This is a genomic window from Kitasatospora cineracea (assembly GCF_003751605.1).
Lineage (GTDB): Bacteria > Actinomycetota > Actinomycetes > Streptomycetales > Streptomycetaceae > Kitasatospora > Kitasatospora cineracea.
On sequence record NZ_RJVJ01000001.1, the window covers coordinates 2,237,634 to 2,255,139 of the forward strand.

Here is a 17,506-nt window from a genome sequence, read left to right on the forward strand (position 1 = left end):
CGTGCGTACGTACAGCCCCAAGCCCGGCGACGTCCAGCGTCAGTGGCACGTCATCGACGCGACCGACGTCGTGCTCGGCCGCCTGGCCTCCCAGGCCGCCAACCTCCTGCGGGGCAAGCACAAGGCGATCTACGCGCCGCACGTTGACACTGGTGACTTCGTCATCATCATCAACGCCGACAAGGTGCACCTCTCGGGCAACAAGAAGACCCAGAAGCTGGCCTACCGCCACAGCGGCTTCCCGGGCGGTCTCCGCTCGGTCCGCTACGACGACCTGCTGGCGAACAACCCGGAGAAGGCCGTCGAGAAGGCCATCAAGGGCATGGTTCCGAAGAACAGCCTGGGCCGTCAGATGCTCTCGAAGCTGAAGGTCTACTCGGGCGACCAGCACCCGCACGCTGCGCAGCAGCCGGTGCCGTTCGAGATCACCCAGGTCGCGCAGTAATTCCGGCCACCCACACCCCAACTGACGTAGAAGAGCTGAGGAACACCGTGGCCGAGACTGCCATCGAGAGCACCCTCGAGGTCGAGTTCGACGACGAGAACGTCGACGAGTACACCACCGAGACCGAGTACACCACCGAGTCGCTGGCCGGCCGCTTCGGCGAGGCCGTTCCCGGCGCCGGCCTCGGCCGCCGCAAGGAGGCGATCGCCCGCGTGCGCATCGTCCCCGGCACCGGCCAGTGGAAGATCAACGGTCGCACCCTGGAGAACTACTTCCCCAACAAGGTGCACCAGCAGACCGTGAACGAGCCCTTCAAGCTCCTCGAGCTGGACGGCCGCTACGACGTCATCGCCCGCATCGCGGGTGGCGGCGTGTCCGGTCAGGCCTACGCGCTGCGCCTCGGCGTGGCCCGTGCCCTGAACGAGGCGGACGTGGACAACAACCGCGCCGCGCTCAAGAAGGCCGGCTTCCTGACCCGTGACTCGCGCGCCGTCGAGCGCAAGAAGGCCGGTCTCAAGAAGGCCCGCAAGGCGCCGCAGTACAGCAAGCGCTAATCGCACCCTTCATGCGATCCTCGCCCCGGAGCACTCCAGTGCTCCGGGGCGTTGTGCCTCCCGGGCCGGTGCGGAGTCCGCGGGGGCGGCACCACCCGAGCCCGGTACAGGCACGACAGGACGGACGAACGCGGACATGACACGACTCTTCGGTACGGACGGGGTGCGCGGTGTGGCCAACGAGGGCCTGACCGCGGAGCTGGCACTGGGCCTGTCGGTGGCCGCCGCGCACGTGCTCGGCGACGCCAACGCGTTCGAGGGCCACCGGCCGGTGGCCGTGGTCGGCCGGGACCCGCGGGCGTCCGGAGAGTTCCTGGAGGCCGCCGTGATCGCGGGCCTGGCCAGCGCCGGCGTCGACGTGCTGCGGGTCGGCGTGCTGCCCACCCCCGCGGTGGCCTACCTGACCGGCGCGCTCGGCGCGGACTTCGGCGTGATGCTCTCCGCCAGCCACAACGCGATGCCGGACAACGGCATCAAGTTCCTCGCCCGCGGCGGCCACAAGCTGGACGACGCGATCGAGGACGCGATCGAGGCGCACTACCGCCGCTACGGCGTCGGCGACGAGACCTGGAACCGCCCGACCGGCGGTGCGGTCGGCCGGGTCCGCCAGTACAACGAGGGCTTCGACCGGTATGTGGCGCACCTGGTCGCGGTGCTGCCGAACCGGCTCGACGGGGTCCGGGTCGTCATCGACGGCGCGCACGGCGCGGCCGCCCGGGTCGCCCCCGAGGCGTTCGCCCGGGCCGGCGCCGAGGTGGTGCACACCCTGGGCACCGAGCCGACCGGCCTGAACATCAACGACGGCGTCGGCTCCACCCACCTGGACAAGCTGCGCGCCGCGATGAAGGAGCACCGGGCCGACCTGGGCATCGCCCTGGACGGCGACGCCGACCGCTGCCTGGCCGCCGACGCGGACGGCAACGAGGTCGACGGCGACCAGATCATCGCCGTCCTCGCGGTCGCCATGAAGGAGGCCGGCACGCTGCGCCGCAACACCGCGGTCGCCACCGTGATGTCCAACCTGGGCTTCAAGCTGGCGATGGAGCGCGAGGGCGTCGAGCTGGTGCAGACCGCGGTCGGCGACCGGTACGTGCTGGAGGAGATGAAGCAGCACGGCTACGCGCTCGGCGGCGAGCAGTCCGGGCACGTCATCCTGCTCGACCACGCCACCACCGGCGACGGCACCCTGACCGGCCTGATGCTGGGCGCCCGGCTGGCCGCCACCAAGCAGCCGCTGGCCGATCTTGCCTCGGTCATGACCCGGCTCCCGCAGGTGCTGATCAACGTCAAGGGCGTGGACAAGAACCGGGTCGAGTCCTGCGTCGAGCTCCAGGCCGCGGTCGCCGAGGCGGAGGCCGAACTCGGCAGCACCGGCCGGGTCCTGCTGCGCAAGTCCGGCACGGAACCGCTGGTCCGGGTCATGGTCGAGGCGGTCGGCGAGGAGCAGGCGCAGGACGTCTGCCAGCGGCTCGCGGACGCGGTCCGGCTGCACCTGGGGTGAGGGATGTGTCCGGTGGGGAGTTGCGGATTCGCAACTCCTTCACCTGGAGGGGGCGGGCCGATGGACTCGGATAAGTTTCCGGATAGGATCTGCGCGTTGAGTGAAGGGTGGCGGAGACTCAGATGACCGATGGTCAGCAGCAGGCGCAGCCGGGGGGACCGGAGGCTCAGGGGCAGCCGCAGGGCGTGCCGCCGCAGGGCTACGGCTACCCGCCCCCGCAGCAGGGACAGCCCCCGCAGGGGCCGCCGCAGCCCGGCTACGGCTACCCGCCCCCGGCGGCGGGTCCGGGGCAGGTGCCCCCGCCGTACAACCAGGGCGGCTACGGCCCGCCGCAGTACCCGGGGCAGGTGCCGCCGCCGAACCAGCCCTACCCGGGCCAGCAGCCCTACCCGGGCCAGCCCGTCCAGGGCCGGTACGGTGCCGGGACGTTCCAGAACGGCGACGAGCCGGACTGGACGGCGATGGCCGACCAGCACGAGACGGCCGCCCGGAAGAAGAAGCGGATGATGCTGGGCGGGATCGCCCTGGTCTGCGCGGTCGCGCTGGCCGGCATCGTCGTGGTGTCGATGAACGTGCTCGGCAAGGACGACAAGAAGAACGACCCGATCGCCGGCCCGTCGTCGAGCGCCTCGGCGTCCGGTGACAACTCCTCGGGTTCCCCGTCGCCGTCCTCCTCGTCCTCCTCCTCCGGCGGGACGAAGCCGAAGAGCCCGGAGGACGCGCTGAGCCGGGGCTCCAGCGACAAGGCCCCGGTCTCGCTCGACACGCTGTTCCCGAAGGCCAGCCTGAGCGTCGAGGGCCAGACGCTGGCCAAGAAGGCGACCGAGCACGACGACCAGTGCGGCGCGGGCACCGTCAGCGGCCTGGGCACCGTGCTGGAGAACGAGAACTGCCGGGACATCTACCTGGCGACGTACGTCTCCGACAAGGCCGCGGTCACCGTCGGCATCGTGGTGTTCGACTCCAAGTCGCAGGCCGACCGGGCGCAGGCCAAGGTGGTCGGCAACATCAAGCCGCTGCGCTCGGACCAGACCCCGCGGTTCTGCCCGGACCTGAGCCAGTGCACGTTCTCGAACAAGGCGTTCGGCCGGTACATGGTGTTCACCACCGCGGGCAACGCGGACGGGAGCGCGGTGACCGACGGCACGCCCGCGACCAAGCAGGCCGCCGCCGGGGTGTCCAAGCAGGCACTGGACGACCTGAAGGCCCGCGGCCAGGCCGCCATGACGAATGCCGGTTAAGCGTTTCCGGCGTCCCGGCCCGCTGCCGCTCCGCGCCTGGTGGGAGCGGCTGCGGGCGCTCCTGATACCGGGCTTGGAGCGGCTGCGGGCGCTCCTGATACCGGGCTGGGAGCGGCTGCGCGCGCTCCCGGTGACCCGGTGGTGGCGGAGCTTCCCGGTCCTGGGCCGGGCCGGGCTCGCGGTGGTCCTCGTGCTGGGCTGCACCGCGCTGCTGCTGGACGACGGCTCCCCGGACCAGGCGGCCGCCCAGACCGCGGCGTCCGCGGCCCCGGCCGACCCGTCCGCGGCGCCCGACGACCCGGCCAAGCCCGGCACCGCCGCCACCCGGAGCCAGCTGCTCAGCCCGCCCGGGACGCTGTTCGGCATCGCCACGCCCAGCGCCCCGAACGCGGAGGAAGCCGCGAACATGGCGCAGATCACCGGGGTGCGGACGACCGTCCAGGAGTACTTCCTGAAGTGGCACCAGGACTTCGACCAGGCCGCCTTCGACGAGTCGTACCGGCTCGGCGGGGTGCCGCTGCTCACCTGGGAGCCGTGGTCGGGCGGCGACAAGGCCGTCGACCAGCCGGAGTTCGCGCTGGCGAAGATCGCCGCGGGGTCGCAGGACGACTACGTCAAGCGCTTCGCGCAGGCGGTGAAGAAGTCCGGCCGGCCGGTGGTGCTGCGGTTCGCGCACGAGATGAACGAGCCCTGGTACACCTGGTCGGAGGACCGCAACGGCAACCGGAAGGGCGACTACGTCGCGGCCTGGCGGCACGTCCACGACGTGTTCCGGCAGCAGGGCGTGACCAACGTGATCTGGTTCTGGTGCCCGGACCTGCAGAGCCCCGGCAAGCCCCCGCTGTCCCGGTACTACCCCGGTGACGACTACGTGGACTGGATCGGGACGGAGGCGTACAGCAGCGACGGCGAGACCACCGCGGAGCAGCTGCTGGGGCCCACCTACCGGGAGTTGACCGCGCTGTCGGACAAGCCGCTGTTCATCGGCGAGGCGGGCGTGCGGCCGTCGCCGGTCAAGGCGCCGCTGATCAAGGACTTCTTCTCCTGGCTGTCCGCGCACCCGCGGGTGATCGGCTTCGTCTGGTTCCAGTTCTCCGACACCGACGGCTCGCGCTACGACTGGCGGTTCACCACCTCGCCGGAGGCGCAGCGCGCCTTCCGGGACGGGCTGGGGTCGTTGCCGCTGGTCCCGGGGCCGATGCGCTGACGGCCCGTCAACCCGCGGGCCCGCACACAAGTCGTACACGCCGTACCCATATGATCTGGACCCAATCATTGCTGAGAAGGACTTTCGGCGGCTCGGCGAACTGCTTCGCTTGAGAACCGGGGCAAGGAAGAGGGTTCATGAGCAGTTACCACCAACCCGTCCAGGGCGAGCTGGCGACGGCCGCCCGGACGGGACCGGAGGTCGGTGCCGCGCCGTCGGTGCCGGGCGGGCGAAGAGCCGACCGGCGCAGGAAGAAGGGCCACAAGGGGGCGTTCCGCCCGGACATCGAGGGCCTGCGGGCGGTCGCGGTCCTGCTGGTGCTGGTCTACCACGCCGTGCCGAAGTCGCTGCGCGGCGGTTTCGTCGGCGTCGACGTCTTCTTCGTCATCTCCGGCTTCCTGATCACCTCGCTGCTGGTGAAGGAGATAGGCCGGACCGGCCGGCTCTCGCTGGGCGCGTTCTACGCCCGCCGGGCGAAGCGGCTGCTGCCCGCCGCCTGCCTGGCGGTGCTCGCCGCCGCGGTGCTGACGTACCTTTACCTGCCGGTGACCCAGCGCTCCACCTTCGGCGGGGACCTGCTGGCCGCGTCGCTGTACGTGGTGAACTGGCGGCTGGCCGACCGGTCGGTCGACTACCTGGCCGCGGACGTCCTGCCCTCGCCCGTCCAGCACTTCTGGTCGCTCGCGGTGGAGGAGCAGTTCTACCTGGTCTGGCCGGTGCTGATCGTGCTGGCGCTCTGGCTCGCCCCGCGGCTGCGCTGGTCGCTGACCCGGATGCTGGCGGTGGCGATCACGCTGGTGGCCGGCGCGTCGCTGGCCTTCTCGGTGTACTACACCGGCAAGTCCCCGGCGCAGGCGTTCTTCGTCACCCCGACCCGGCTGTGGGAGCTGGCGGTCGGCGCGATCGTCGCGCTGGCGCTGCCCAAGCTGGCCGGGCTCGGCCGGGGCGCCGGCGCGGCGCTCACCACGCTCGGCCTGCTGGCCGTGCTGGGCGGCGGCTACTTCCTCGACGGCAGCTACGCCTGGCCCGGCTACTGGGCGCTGCTGCCCACCGTGGGCGCCGCCCTGGTGCTGATCGGCGGGGTCGGCGGCCCGAGCGGCGCCGGACGGGTGCTGGCCCTCCCGCCGATGGTGTGGGTCGGCGGCATCAGCTACTCGCTGTACCTGTGGCACTGGCCGCTGCTGGTCGCCGCCCAGGCGAAGTGGGGCGACGGCGGCAAGGTCGGCGTCCTGGCGGTGGCGGTGTCGGTCGTCCCGGCCTGGCTGTCGCACAAGCTGGTCGAGAACCCGATCCGGTTCTCCGCGGCGCTGTCCCGCCCGTTCAAGGCCACCTGGGCGGTCGGCGTGCCGTCCACCGCGCTGGCCGTCGCGGCGGGCCTGCTGCTCACCCTCGGCACCGGCGGCGGCAGCGGCGGCCCGGTGGCCGGTGCGGCCGCGCTGACCGGGCTGAGCGACCAGCAGCAGAGCGACCTGTGGAAGACCGACAAGTACCCGACGGTGCAGCCGGATCCGCTGAAGGCGACCGCGGACGTCCCGGCGGCCTACGGCATGAAGTGCCAGGCCGGCCAGGAGGCCACCACGGTGGCCAGCTGCGACTTCGGCGACACCTCGGCGGCCACCGTGGTGGTGATGGCGGGCGACTCGAAGGTCCTGCAGTGGCAGCCGGCCCTGGACGAGATCGGCAAGGCGCACGGCATCCACGTCGTCACCGTGACCAAGTCCAGCTGCGCGTTCGCCGACACCGTCGCGGTGCTCAACGACCGGCCCTACAAGAGCTGCGCCGACTGGAACAAGAAGGCGATGGCCAAGATCCTCGAGCTGCGCCCGGCGATGGTGCTCACCTCGCAGAACTCGGCCCACGCGCTGGCGGACGCCTCGGGGTCCGGCGCCGGCGACCTGCCGCCGATGCGCGACGGCCTGGAGCGCAGCTGGACCAAGCTGCAGAAGGCCGGCATCCCGGTGACGGTGCTGCTGAACAACGTCAACGGCGTGCCCTCGCCGGTGTACGAGTGCGTGGCCAAGAACAAGTCCAAGCTGTCGGCGTGCGCGTTCGACTCGAACTACGAGACCGCGCAGCTGCAGACCGAGCTGGCCAAGAAGGTCGGCGCGGGCGTCATCGACCTCAACCCGATGATCTGCCCGGGCGGGCGCTGCCCCGCGGTGATCGGCTCGGCCCTGGTCTACCGGGACGGCTCGCACATCACCGCGACGTACGTGAAGACCCTGGTGCCGGCCCTCCAGGACCGGCTGAAGCAGGAGTTCGACCGCAACCGGATCGCCTGGAAGTAGCGGGCGGCGGGGACGGGAAAGGGGCCGGGCCCGGAGGGATTCCCTCCGGGCCCGGCCCCTTCGTGCTGCGGGGGTTGACGCCGGGTCAGCCGCCGAGTCCGTCGGCGAGCTTGACGGTGGCGATGCCGGTGGAGAACGCGCGCTGCGAGTCGGGGGTCTCGTCGAAGCGCCAGTCGGCCTTGCCGCCGTTGTCGGTGTCGCGCTCGAACCAGATGAAGCCGAGCACGTCCGGCTGCTGGTTCAGCCAGCTGAAGAAGTCGGTGGTCCACTTCGCCTTCAGCGCGGTGCTGGGCTCGCGGCCGGTCTCGGTGATCAGTATCGGCTTCTTGGTGATCTTGCGGATGATGTCGAGGGTCGGGCCGAAGGTCTCGGTGGCGGTGGCCTCGTTCTTGGTGCCGTAGCCGGTCAGGCCGACCCAGTCCACGTAGTCGTCACCGGGGTAGAGCGAGGCCAGGTCGACGTTCGGCACCGGGCGGACGATGTTGGCGCTCCACACCCAGATGGCGTTGTCCGCCCCGACCTCCTTGAAGATGTCGTGGATGTGCTTCCAGGCCGCGACGTACTCGCCCTTCTGGTTGCCGTTCTTGGCCTCCGACCAGGGGTACCAGACGCCGTTCATCTCGTGCGCGAACCGGATCGCCACCGGCCACTTCTGGGCCGCGACGCCCTGCGCGAAGCGCCGGATGTAGTCGTCGTGGGCGCCGCCGATGATGGTCCGCAGCGCGTACGTCGGCTGCTCGGTGTGCCCGGCGTCCTCGCCGTCCCAGGGCTCCCAGGAGATCACCGGGAGGGTGCCGTGCTCGTACGCCCGGGACACCGCCTTGGGGTCGAAGTCGGCGGTCCAGCGCACGAAGTACTCGGTCATGGTGGGCCGGACGCCGGCCTTGTCGGCGATCGAGTCGACCTCGCCGGAGGACCACGGCGCCTCGGGGGTCGCCACGCCGAAGTACTTGCCGTTCGGGGTGGCGAACACCGACTTGTCGGGCACCGGCGGCGGCGCCGGGTGGATCAGCTGCTGCATGCCGGGGCCGGCGGCCGGGCGGCCGAGGCCGGAGTACCGGGGACCCATGTCGTCCAGGCGCAGCGCGGCCATCACCCCCCAGCACAGGGCGCCCAGCAGTACGACGTTGACGGTCATCCAGACCCGCAGCCGGATCCCGCTGCCGCGGGACCACCAGTGCATCTTCTTGCGGCGCCGAGTGGCGGGGGAGCCCTGGACCGAGCTCTCCGCGGACGTCGTCTCAGACACTCATCATCACCGACCCGGCCAGCATGGCGCTGCCCAGCAGATAGGGGATGACCACCTTGACGCTGCGAACCCGTTCACCCGCGAAGCTGTCCGCGCGGGTGCCCCAGGAAGCGTTGTGGCCCATCCGGAAGAAGCCCAGCAGCCGGACCGGCAGCAGGATGAAGGTGTTGATCACCATGAACACCGGGAGGAACACCAGGTCCTGTGCCCGGTAGGCGAAGTGCCGGCCGAACCGGATGGCCAGCGAGAGCAGGGACATCACCGCGGCCAGCACCAGGATGGTGGCGATGGCCTTCCAGTGGACGCCGGGCAGCGGCAGGTCCATGTACAGGCTGGGGCCGGTGTGGCGCCACAGGGCCTTCCCCCAGGAGGCGAAGGAGCCGAGCAGCACGAACGGCACCAGGATGTCGACCAGGTAGAACAGCGCCAGCATCTTCGCCCGGCGCAGCATCCACGGCAGCATCCGCAGCGTGTTGTACTGCGAGCCGCGGGCCCAGCGGTACTGCTGCTTGGTGAGCTTGCGCAGTTGCAGCGGCGCGTCCGTGTACACCAGGGAGGTGGACTGGTAGACAGTGCGGTAGCCCTGCTTGAGGGTGTAGTTGGTCAGCGTCCGGTCGTCGCTGACTTCGAGGAACACCCCGAGGAACTTCTCGTTCAGGAAGTCGTCCATGCAGTCGACCAGGATCTTCCGGCGGAAGGCGATGGTCCGGCCGGGCAGGCAGCCGACGGTGCCGAGCACGCTCATCGCGGGCATCGAGTACTGGCAGCGGACGCTCTCCAGCCAGTCCGCCCAGCGGGTGAGCACCGAGCGGCCGGGCTCCAGGATGCGCTGACGGGTGGTCACCCCGCCGACCGTCTCGTCCCGGAACGGCTTGACCAGTTCCGGGAGGGTGCTGGGCGTCCACACGGTGTCGGAGTCGACCAGCACCGCGATCTCGCTGGTGCAGGCCTCCAGGCCGACCTTCAGGGCGTTGCGCTTGCCGGGTATCTCGGTCCACAGCCAGTACACGCCGAGCTGGTCGCAGACCTGCTCGAGCACCTCGTTGCGGCGGCCGTTGATGACCACCACCATCTCGGTGGGCTGCTGGTCGATGATCCGGTCCAGCACCGAGTGGAAGAGATCCGCGGGTTCGTCCACCACGGGGATGATCACCGAAGTGGTCACCTCGTAGGGGCGCTTCCAGGGCCGGTAGCGGCGGGCCAGGGCGAGCCTGACGAACCAGAGAACCCATATGCCGGTCATGAAGGCGGCGAACGGGTAGACGGTGCCGACGGTCCACCACTGGCGGAGCTGGAGCAAGAAAGCGAGCATGGCTCCCGAAGCCGTCCTGACTTGACCGAATGTTGGTGAGGCGGTCCTGATGATAGACGTCCGCCGGTCGAGTGAATCCTCGCAAGGAGGGCATAACGGCCCCCCCGGGCGGGGAAACGCGGCAATCGGGACCAAGCCGTGATGCGCCGTCGGTCGAGCCGTACGGACGCATACCGGTCGTGCGCGGACGGTTACCGGAACGTGAGGATCCTGTGCGGACCAACCACGGGTTTCAGAGCTTGCGCAGCAGCGCCCGGCGGACCTTGTGGTCCTGCCCCTTCTGCAGCACCAGGGTGGCCCGGCCGCGGGTGGGCAGCACGTTCTCCAGCAGGTTCGGCTTGTTGATGGTCCGCCAGACCTGCCGGCCGTAGTCCATCGCCTCCTCCTCCGGCACCTCGGTGAACCGCCGGAAGTAGGAGTTCGGGTCCTGGAACGCGGTCTGCCGCAGCTTGCGGAACCGGTCCAGGTACCAGGCCTCGATGTCGTCGGTGCGGGCGTCGACGTAGATCGAGAAGTCGAAGTAGTCGGCGACCGCCATCCTGGTCCGCCCGTCGGTGCCGGGCAGGGCCGGCTGCAGCACGTTGAGGCCCTCGACGATCAGGATGTCCGGGCGCTCCACCACCAGCCGCTCGTCCGGCACGATGTCGTACACCAGGTGCGAGTACACCGGCGCGGTCACCCGCTCCTTGCCGGCCTTCACGTCCGCGACGAAGCGCATCAGCGCCCGCCGGTCGTACGACTCGGGGAAGCCCTTGCGGGCCATCAGGCCGCGGCGGCGCAGCTCCGCGTTGGGCAGCAGGAAGCCGTCGGTGGTGACCAGTTCGACCCGCGGGTGCTCGGGCCAGCGGGCCAGCAGTGCCTGCAGCAGCCGGGCGGTGGTGGACTTGCCGACCGCGACCGAGCCGGCCACGCCGATGATGAACGGGGTGCGGACCCGCTCGGTGTCGGGTGTGTCGAGGAAACTCCCGATCGCGCCGCGCAGTTCGTGGGTGGCGTGCACGTAGAGGTTCAGCAGCCGGGACAGCGGGAGGTAGACGTCCCGGACCTCGTCGAGGTCCAGGGCGGTGCCGAGCCCGCGCAGGCGCTCGACCTCCTCGGCGGTCAGCGGCAGCGGGGTGCGCTCGCGCAGCGCACTCCACTCGGCGCGGTCCAGATCCACGTACGGGGAGGGAGTGGGCGCGGACGGCGCACCCTTCGTACAGAGTTCGGTCAGCACGGTGTCCATTGTGGGCCGTCTCCGGGGCGACGGGTGTTGTGGTGTCGGTCACCCGGTGTGGTCATCCGACCCCCCGGGGCCCGAACAAGCGCACTTATGCTGGCGCACATGTGCGGAATTGTTGGATATACCGGGCCTCAGTCGGCCCTGGACGTAGTGATCGCAGGTCTGCGGAGGCTGGAGTACCGGGGTTACGACTCGGCCGGCGTCGCGGTGCAGACCGCAGGAGCCGACGGGCAGTGGCTCCTGTCCACCGACAAACGGGCCGGAAAGCTCGTCAACCTCGAGAAGTCGCTGGCCGAAACCCCCCTCCCGGCCGGCACCACGGGCATCGGACACACCCGGTGGGCCACCCACGGCGGCCCCACCGACGCCAACGCCCACCCCCACCTCGACGACCACCGCAAGGTCGCGGTCGTCCACAACGGCATCATCGAGAACTTCGCGCGGCTGCGCGCCGACCTCACCGACCGGGGCCGCACCCTCCGCTCCGAGACCGACACCGAGGTCGTCGCCCACCTACTCGCCGAGGCCTACGACGGCGACCTGGCCGAGGCCATGCGCGCCGTCTGCCGCCAGCTCGACGGCGCCTTCACCCTCGTCGCGGTGCACGCCGACGCCCCCGGCACGGTGGTCGGCGCCCGCCGCAACTCGCCGCTGGTGGTGGGCGTCGGCGACGGCGAGAACTTCCTCGCCTCGGACGTCGCCGCGTTCATCGCGCACACCCGCGAGGCCGTCGAGCTCGGCCAGGACCAGGTCGTCGAACTGCGCCCCGAGGGCGTCACGGTGACCAACTTCGACGGCACCCCCGCCGAGGTCCGCGAGTACCACGTCGACTGGGACGCCTCGGCCGCCGAGAAGGGCGGCTACGACTACTTCATGCTCAAGGAGATCGCCGAGCAGCCGAAGGCCGTCGCCGACACCCTCCTCGGCCGGATCGGCACCGACGGCCGGCTCACCCTCGACGAGCTGCGCATCCCCGACCAGGTGCTGCGCGAGGTCGACAAGGTGGTGATCGTCGCCTGCGGCACCGCGTTCCACGCCGGCATGATCGCCAAGTACGCGATCGAGCACTGGACCCGGGTCCCCTGCGAGGTCGAGGTCGCCAGCGAGTTCCGCTACCGCGACCCGATCATGGACGACCGCACCCTGGTGATCGCCATCTCGCAGTCCGGCGAGACCATGGACACCCTGATGGCGCTGCGGCACGCCCGCGAGCAGGGCGCCAAGGTGCTGGCGATCTGCAACACCAACGGCTCGACCATCCCGCGCGAGTCCGACGCCGTCCTCTACACCCACGCCGGCCCCGAGGTCGCGGTCGCCTCCACCAAGGCGTTCCTGACCCAGCTGGTCGCCTGCTACCTGGTCGCCCTCTACCTGGGCCAGGTGCGCGGCACCAAGTGGGGCGACGAGATCTCCTCCGTGATCCGCGAACTCGGCGACGCCCCCCGGCAGGTCGAGCAGGTCCTCGGCACCATGGAGCCGGTCCGCGCGCTCGCCCGCTCGCTGGCCGACGCCCGCTCGGTGCTCTTCCTCGGCCGGCACGTCGGCTACCCCGTGGCCCTCGAAGGCGCGCTCAAGCTCAAGGAGCTCGCCTACATGCACGCCGAGGGCTTCGCCGCCGGCGAGCTCAAGCACGGCCCGATCGCCCTGATCGAGGAGGGCCTGCCGGTCGTCGTCGTGGTGCCCTCGCCGCGCGGCCGCTCGATCCTGCACGACAAGATCGTCTCCAACATCCAGGAGATCCGGGCCCGCGGCGCCCGCACCATCGTGATCGCCGAGGAGGGCGACGAGGCCGTCGTCCCCTACGCCGACCACCTGATCCGGATCCCGGTCACCCCGACCCTGCTCCAGCCCCTGGTCTCCACCGTCCCGCTCCAGGTCTTCGCCTGCGAGCTGGCCACCGCCAAGGGCCACGAGGTCGACCAGCCGCGCAACCTGGCCAAGTCCGTCACGGTCGAGTAGCACGCGTATCGTCCGTGCCTGCGTAGTGGGTAGCCACTGTGCAGGCACGGACGAAGGAGCGGGACGTGATCATCGGGGTCGGCATCGACGTGGCGGACATCGGGCGGTTCGGGGAGTCCCTGGAACGCACCCCCGGGCTCGCCGAACGCCTCTTCACCCCCGCCGAACTCATCCTCCCCTCCGGCCTGCGCCGCGGCACCGCCTCGCTGGCCGCCCGGTTCGCCGCGAAGGAGGCCGTCGCCAAGGCCCTCGGCGCACCCCCCGGCCTGCGCTGGGAGGACGCCGAAGTCCGGGTCGAGGACTCCGGCCGCCCCCTGCTCCACATCACCGGCACCGTCGAGGCCCGCGCCGCCGCGCTCGGCGTCACCTCCTGGCACCTCTCGCTCAGCCACGACGCGGGCGTCGCCTCGGCCGTCGTCATCGCGGAAGGGTGAGCAGCAGGGGGGCTTCGGTGAGAACGGCGGGATCCACAACAGGGGCCCGCCGTTCCCCGAGCCCCTGAACACGCCCCTCGTGAACACGCCCCTCGTCGAGAATGGAGAACCCGCATGCGTCACGCCCACACCGTCGAGCAGGTCCGGGCCGCCGAGGCCGCGCTGATGGCCCGGCTGCCGGAGGGAGCGCTGATGCAGCGGGCCGCCGCCGGGCTGGCCGCCGTCTGCGCGGGGCTGCTGCCGCGGGTGTACGGGAGCCGGGTGCTGGTGCTGGCCGGGTCCGGGGACAACGGGGGAGACGCCCTGTACGCCGCCGCCCGGCTGGCCCGGCGCGGGGCCCGCGCCGAGGCGCTGCTGCTCGACCCGGCCAAGGCGCACGCCGGAGGGCTGGCCGCGCTGCTCGCCGCGGGCGGCCGGACCACCGCGGACCCGGACGCCTTCGGCCGGGCCGACCTGGTGCTGGACGGCATCGTCGGGATCGGCGGCCGCGGCCCGCTGCGCCCCGCCGCCGCCCCGTTCGCCGCCATGGCGCGCCGAGGCCGCCTGGTCGCCGTGGACGTCCCCTCCGGGGTGGACCCCGACACCGGCGAGGTCGCCGGGCCCGCGCTGCGCGCCGACGTCACGGTCTGCTTCGGCACCCACAAGCCCGGCCTGCTGATCGACCCCGGCGCGCGGTACGCGGGCGTCGTCCACCTGGTCGACCTCGGCCTCGACCTGCCGCCCGCCCCCGTCCGGGCCCTCCAGCACGCCGACGTGACCGCGCTGCTGCCCGTCCCCGGCGCGGAGAGCGACAAGTACCGGCGCGGGGTGGTCGGCGTCGCCGCCGGGTCCGCCCGCTACCCCGGCGCGGCCGTGCTGGCCGTCGCCGGGGCGCTGCACGGCGGGGCCGGGGCGGTGCGCTACACCGGGCACGCGGCCGCCGAGGTGGTCCGCCGGCACCCCGAGACGCTGGTCACCGAGGACGGCCCGGCCCGGGCCGGACGCGTCCAGGCGTGGGTGGTCGGCCCGGGCGGCGGCGAGGACGCCGAACGCACCCTGCGCGAGGCGCTCGACACCGGCGCGCCCGTCCTGGCCGACGCCGACGCCCTCACCGAACTCGCCCGCCTCGGCCCGGCCGCGCTGGCCGGCCGCGACGCGCCCGTCCTGCTCACCCCGCACGCCGGGGAGGCCGCCCGGCTGCTCGCGGGCGTCGGCGAGGACGCCGACGCCGACGCGGTCGCCGCCCGGCGGCTGCGGGCGGCCCGGCTGCTCGCCGCCCGCTACGGCGCGACCGTGCTGCTCAAGGGCTCCACCACGGTCGTCGCCGACCCGGACGGCCGGGCCCGGGTCAACTCCACCGGCACCGGCTGGCTCGGCACCGCCGGCAGCGGCGACGTCCTGTCCGGCCTGGCCGGCTCGCTGCTCGCCACCGGACTCGCCCCGCTGGACGCCGCCTCCGCCGCCGCCTACCTGCACGGCCTGGCCGGGCGCCACGCGGCGGGCCCCGGCGCCCCGATCACCGCCCTCGACCTCGCCGCCGCCCTGCACCACGCCTGGGGCTCGCTCACCGGCTGAGGCCCGCCCGCCCGACCCGACACCGGAACCGGAACGCGGGCCACCGCGTGGAAGCACCCGGGACGGCCGACGGGGCGGGGCGGGCGGGTGACGCGCCCCCGGCGGGCCGTGCCCCTGCTGGGGGGAGTGGCCGCTGTCTGGGAGACTGATACGCGATGACGACTGCGAACACCACCGGGACGCCCGCACTGACCCAGGGCGCGCGGGCCGAGGCGACCATCGACCTGGCCGCGCTGCGCGACAACCTGGCCGCGCTGCGCGCGCGCACCAACGGGCCCGAGCTGATGGCGGTGGTCAAGGCGGACGCCTACGGCCACGGCGCGCTGCGGTGCGCCCGGGAGGCGGTCGCGGCGGGCGCGGGCTGGCTCGGGACGGCCACGCCGCAGGAGGCGCTCGCCCTGCGGGCCGCGGGCATCGGCCCGGAGCAGGCCCGGATCCTGTGCTGGCTGTGGACGCCGGGCGGGCCGTGGGCGCGGGCGCTGCGCGAGTCGGTGGACGTCTCGGTCAGCGGGCAGTGGGCGCTGGACGAACTGCTGGCCGCCGTCCGGGAGACCGGCATCCCGGCCCGGGTGCACCTGAAGGCCGACACCGGCCTGGGCCGCAACGGCTGCCAGCCGCACGACTGGCCCGACCTGGTGGAGAACGCCGTCAAGGCGCAGGCCGACGGCCTGCTGCGGGTGGTCGGCGTCTGGTCGCACTTCGCGGCCGCCGACGAACCCGGACACCCCTCGATCCAGGCCCAGCTGGACTCGTTCGCGCAGGCCCTGGCGTTCGCCGAGCGGGCCGGCGTCGACCCCGAGGTGCGGCACCTGGCGAACTCCCCGGCGACGCTGCTGCTGCCGCAGTCGCACTACGACCTGGTCCGGCCCGGCCTGGCCATGTACGGCCTGTCGCCCGTCCCCGACGTCGGCTCCCCGGCCGACTTCGGGCTGCGCCCGGTGATGTCGCTGGCGGCCCGGCTGGCGCTGGTCAAGCGGGCGCCCGGCGGCCACGGCATCTCGTACGGGCACCACTACACGACGGCCGGCCCGACCACGCTCGGCCTGGTCCCGCTCGGCTACGCGGACGGCGTGCCGCGGCACGCCAGCAACACCGGGCCGGTGCAGATCGGCTCGACCTGGTACCGGGTGGCGGGCCGGGTGGCGATGGACCAGTTCGTCGTCGACCTCGGCGGGGACACCCCGGAGACCGGCGACGAGGTGCTGCTGTTCGGCTCCGGCGAGCGGGGCGAGCCCACCGCCGAGGACTGGGCGCGGGCCTGCGGCACCATCGCGTACGAGATCATCACCCGGATCGGGGGCCGGGTCCCCCGACGCTACGTCGGCGGACTGCGGGGGTGACCGATGGCTGAGGAGTCCACCGGCGGGGTGTCCAGGGCCGGGCTGATCGGCATCTCGCTGGGCGTGCTGGCGGCCGGCGCCGCGGCCGGGGTGGCGATAGAGCGGATGACGGTCGGCCGGGCGATGCGCAAGCGGGCCCGCGAGGAGCTCGACGCGGCCGCCGCCTTCGGCTCGCTGCGCGGCACCGCCACCACGGTGCCCGCCGCCGACGGCACCGGCCTGTACGTCGAGGTCGACGAGGCCCCGGCGGCCGGCGGGCCGACCGTGGTGTTCTGCCACGGCTACTGCCTCAACCAGGACGGCTGGCACTTCCAGCGGGCCGCGCTGCGCGGCGCGCTGCGCACCGTGTTCTGGGACCAGCGCAGCCACGGCCGCTCCGAGCGCTCCCGCTCGTACGCGGGCGGCGAGCCCGCCTCGATCGACCAGCTCGGCGCGGACCTGGAGGCGGTGCTGGACGCGGCCGTCCCCGAGGGGCCGATCGTGCTGGTCGGGCACTCGATGGGCGGCATGACCGTGATGGCGCTGGCCGACCGGCGCCCCGAACTGTTCGGCCCCGGCGGCCGGGTGGCCGGCGTCGCGCTGATCGGCACCCTGGCGGGCGACTGGGACGCGGTGCCGCTGGGCCTGCCCGCGGTCGGCGCCAAGGTGGTCAAGCGGGTCGCGCCCGGGGTGATACGGCTGCTGGGCCGCCAGGTCGAACTGGTCGAGGCCACCCGGCGCTGGGGCGCCGACCTGGCCGCGGTGTTCTACCGGCGCTTCTCGTTCGGCGGCAAGGACGTCGACCCGGCGGTGGCCCGGTTCGCCGAGCAACTCCTGGACGCCACCCCGATCGACGTGGTCGCCGAGTTCTACCCGACATTCTCCGCGCACGACAAGCGGGCCGCGCTGGCCGCCATGGACGGCCTGCCGGTCCTCGTCCTGGCCGGCACCAAGGACCTGCTCACCCCGCCCGAGTACTCCGAGGCGATCGCCGCCGCACTGCCCGCCGCCCGGCTGGTGCTGGTGCCGGACGCCGGGCACCTGGTGATGCTGGAGCGCCCCGGCACCGTCGACCGGGAGCTCGCCGCGCTGCTGGAGCGCGCCGCCGACCGGGCCGGGACCGGCCCGCTGCCGGACGCGGTGCGGGAGCTGGCAGCCGAGCGGCCCGAGGACTGAGCGGAACGCTTCGCCCGGTGTGGCACCTTAGGGGTGGCCGCAACG

14 protein-coding genes are annotated in these 17,506 nt (G+C 72.6%); 11 read left to right on the plus strand and 3 right to left on the minus strand.

Features of this window, described 5'->3' with window-relative positions; genetic code table 11:
• The first annotated feature begins 1 nt into the window (after position 1).
• The 6 genes from rplM (at position 2) to EDD39_RS10425 (ending at position 7,236) form a co-directional block, all read left to right on the plus strand.
• Positions 2 to 445, plus strand: a complete 444-nt coding sequence (rplM, locus tag EDD39_RS10400) for a 50S ribosomal protein L13 (RefSeq protein ID WP_014136251.1) — start codon at positions 2 to 4, stop codon at positions 443 to 445.
• Between the two features lie 47 nt (positions 446 to 492).
• The gene (rpsI, locus tag EDD39_RS10405; protein ID WP_014136250.1) at positions 493 to 999 is read left to right on the plus strand and encodes a 30S ribosomal protein S9; all 507 of its coding nucleotides are present in this window, start codon (positions 493 to 495) and stop codon (positions 997 to 999) included.
• Between the two features lie 136 nt (positions 1,000 to 1,135).
• Entirely contained in the window at positions 1,136 to 2,500 is a 1,365-nt protein-coding gene (gene glmM, locus EDD39_RS10410; RefSeq protein ID WP_030457399.1) for a phosphoglucosamine mutase, read from the plus strand.
• A gap of 122 nt (positions 2,501 to 2,622) precedes the next feature.
• Entirely contained in the window at positions 2,623 to 3,741 is a 1,119-nt protein-coding gene (locus tag EDD39_RS10415) for a DUF3824 domain-containing protein (protein WP_123818202.1), read from the plus strand.
• Complete coding sequence (locus EDD39_RS10420) at positions 3,731 to 4,948, plus strand: glycoside hydrolase family 26 protein (protein WP_148089423.1); 1,218 nt, start codon at positions 3,731 to 3,733, stop codon at positions 4,946 to 4,948. The genes EDD39_RS10415 and EDD39_RS10420 overlap by 11 nt, the downstream gene beginning before the upstream one ends.
• Positions 4,949 to 5,085: 137 nt before the next feature.
• The gene (locus tag EDD39_RS10425; protein WP_123555021.1) at positions 5,086 to 7,236 is read left to right on the plus strand and encodes an acyltransferase family protein; all 2,151 of its coding nucleotides are present in this window, start codon (positions 5,086 to 5,088) and stop codon (positions 7,234 to 7,236) included.
• An 85-nt stretch (positions 7,237 to 7,321) separates the two neighbouring features.
• Here the strand turns inward: EDD39_RS10425 and EDD39_RS10430 are convergent, their stop codons facing one another.
• From EDD39_RS10430 to coaA, 3 genes are all read right to left on the minus strand, one after another.
• Positions 7,322 to 8,485, minus strand: coding sequence for a glycoside hydrolase family 26 protein (locus EDD39_RS10430; RefSeq protein ID WP_148089424.1), 1,164 nt, complete (start codon positions 8,483 to 8,485; stop codon positions 7,322 to 7,324).
• Positions 8,478 to 9,797: a glycosyltransferase family 2 protein gene (locus tag EDD39_RS10435; RefSeq protein WP_123555025.1), complete on the minus strand. Its 1,320-nt coding sequence runs from the start codon at positions 9,795 to 9,797 to the stop codon at positions 8,478 to 8,480. Before EDD39_RS10435 ends, EDD39_RS10430 begins: the two co-directional genes overlap by 8 nt.
• A gap of 232 nt (positions 9,798 to 10,029) precedes the next feature.
• Positions 10,030 to 11,022, minus strand: coding sequence for a type I pantothenate kinase (gene coaA / locus EDD39_RS10440; RefSeq protein ID WP_123555026.1), 993 nt, complete (start codon positions 11,020 to 11,022; stop codon positions 10,030 to 10,032).
• Between the two features lie 99 nt (positions 11,023 to 11,121).
• On the opposite strand from coaA, the gene glmS reads away from it, so the two are divergent.
• The 5 genes from glmS to EDD39_RS10465 all read left to right on the plus strand — a co-directional run bounded on the left by glmS (position 11,122) and on the right by EDD39_RS10465 (position 17,461).
• Positions 11,122 to 12,978: a glutamine--fructose-6-phosphate transaminase (isomerizing) gene (gene glmS, locus EDD39_RS10445; protein WP_123560303.1), complete on the plus strand. Its 1,857-nt coding sequence runs from the start codon at positions 11,122 to 11,124 to the stop codon at positions 12,976 to 12,978.
• Positions 12,979 to 13,043: 65 nt separating this feature from the next.
• Positions 13,044 to 13,412 (plus strand): holo-ACP synthase, encoded by a 369-nt coding sequence (locus EDD39_RS10450; protein ID WP_123555028.1) that lies wholly within the window; start codon positions 13,044 to 13,046, stop codon positions 13,410 to 13,412.
• A gap of 114 nt (positions 13,413 to 13,526) precedes the next feature.
• Positions 13,527 to 14,966 carry an NAD(P)H-hydrate dehydratase gene (locus EDD39_RS10455; RefSeq protein WP_123555029.1) on the plus strand — a complete coding sequence of 480 codons (1,440 nt, stop codon included), beginning with the start codon at positions 13,527 to 13,529 and terminating at the stop codon, positions 14,964 to 14,966.
• A 155-nt stretch (positions 14,967 to 15,121) separates the two neighbouring features.
• Positions 15,122 to 16,306, plus strand: coding sequence for an alanine racemase (alr, locus tag EDD39_RS10460; RefSeq protein ID WP_051816404.1), 1,185 nt, complete (start codon positions 15,122 to 15,124; stop codon positions 16,304 to 16,306).
• A gap of 3 nt (positions 16,307 to 16,309) precedes the next feature.
• Entirely contained in the window at positions 16,310 to 17,461 is a 1,152-nt protein-coding gene (locus tag EDD39_RS10465; protein ID WP_123555030.1) for an alpha/beta fold hydrolase, read from the plus strand.
• Positions 17,462 to 17,506: the final 45 nt, after the last annotated feature.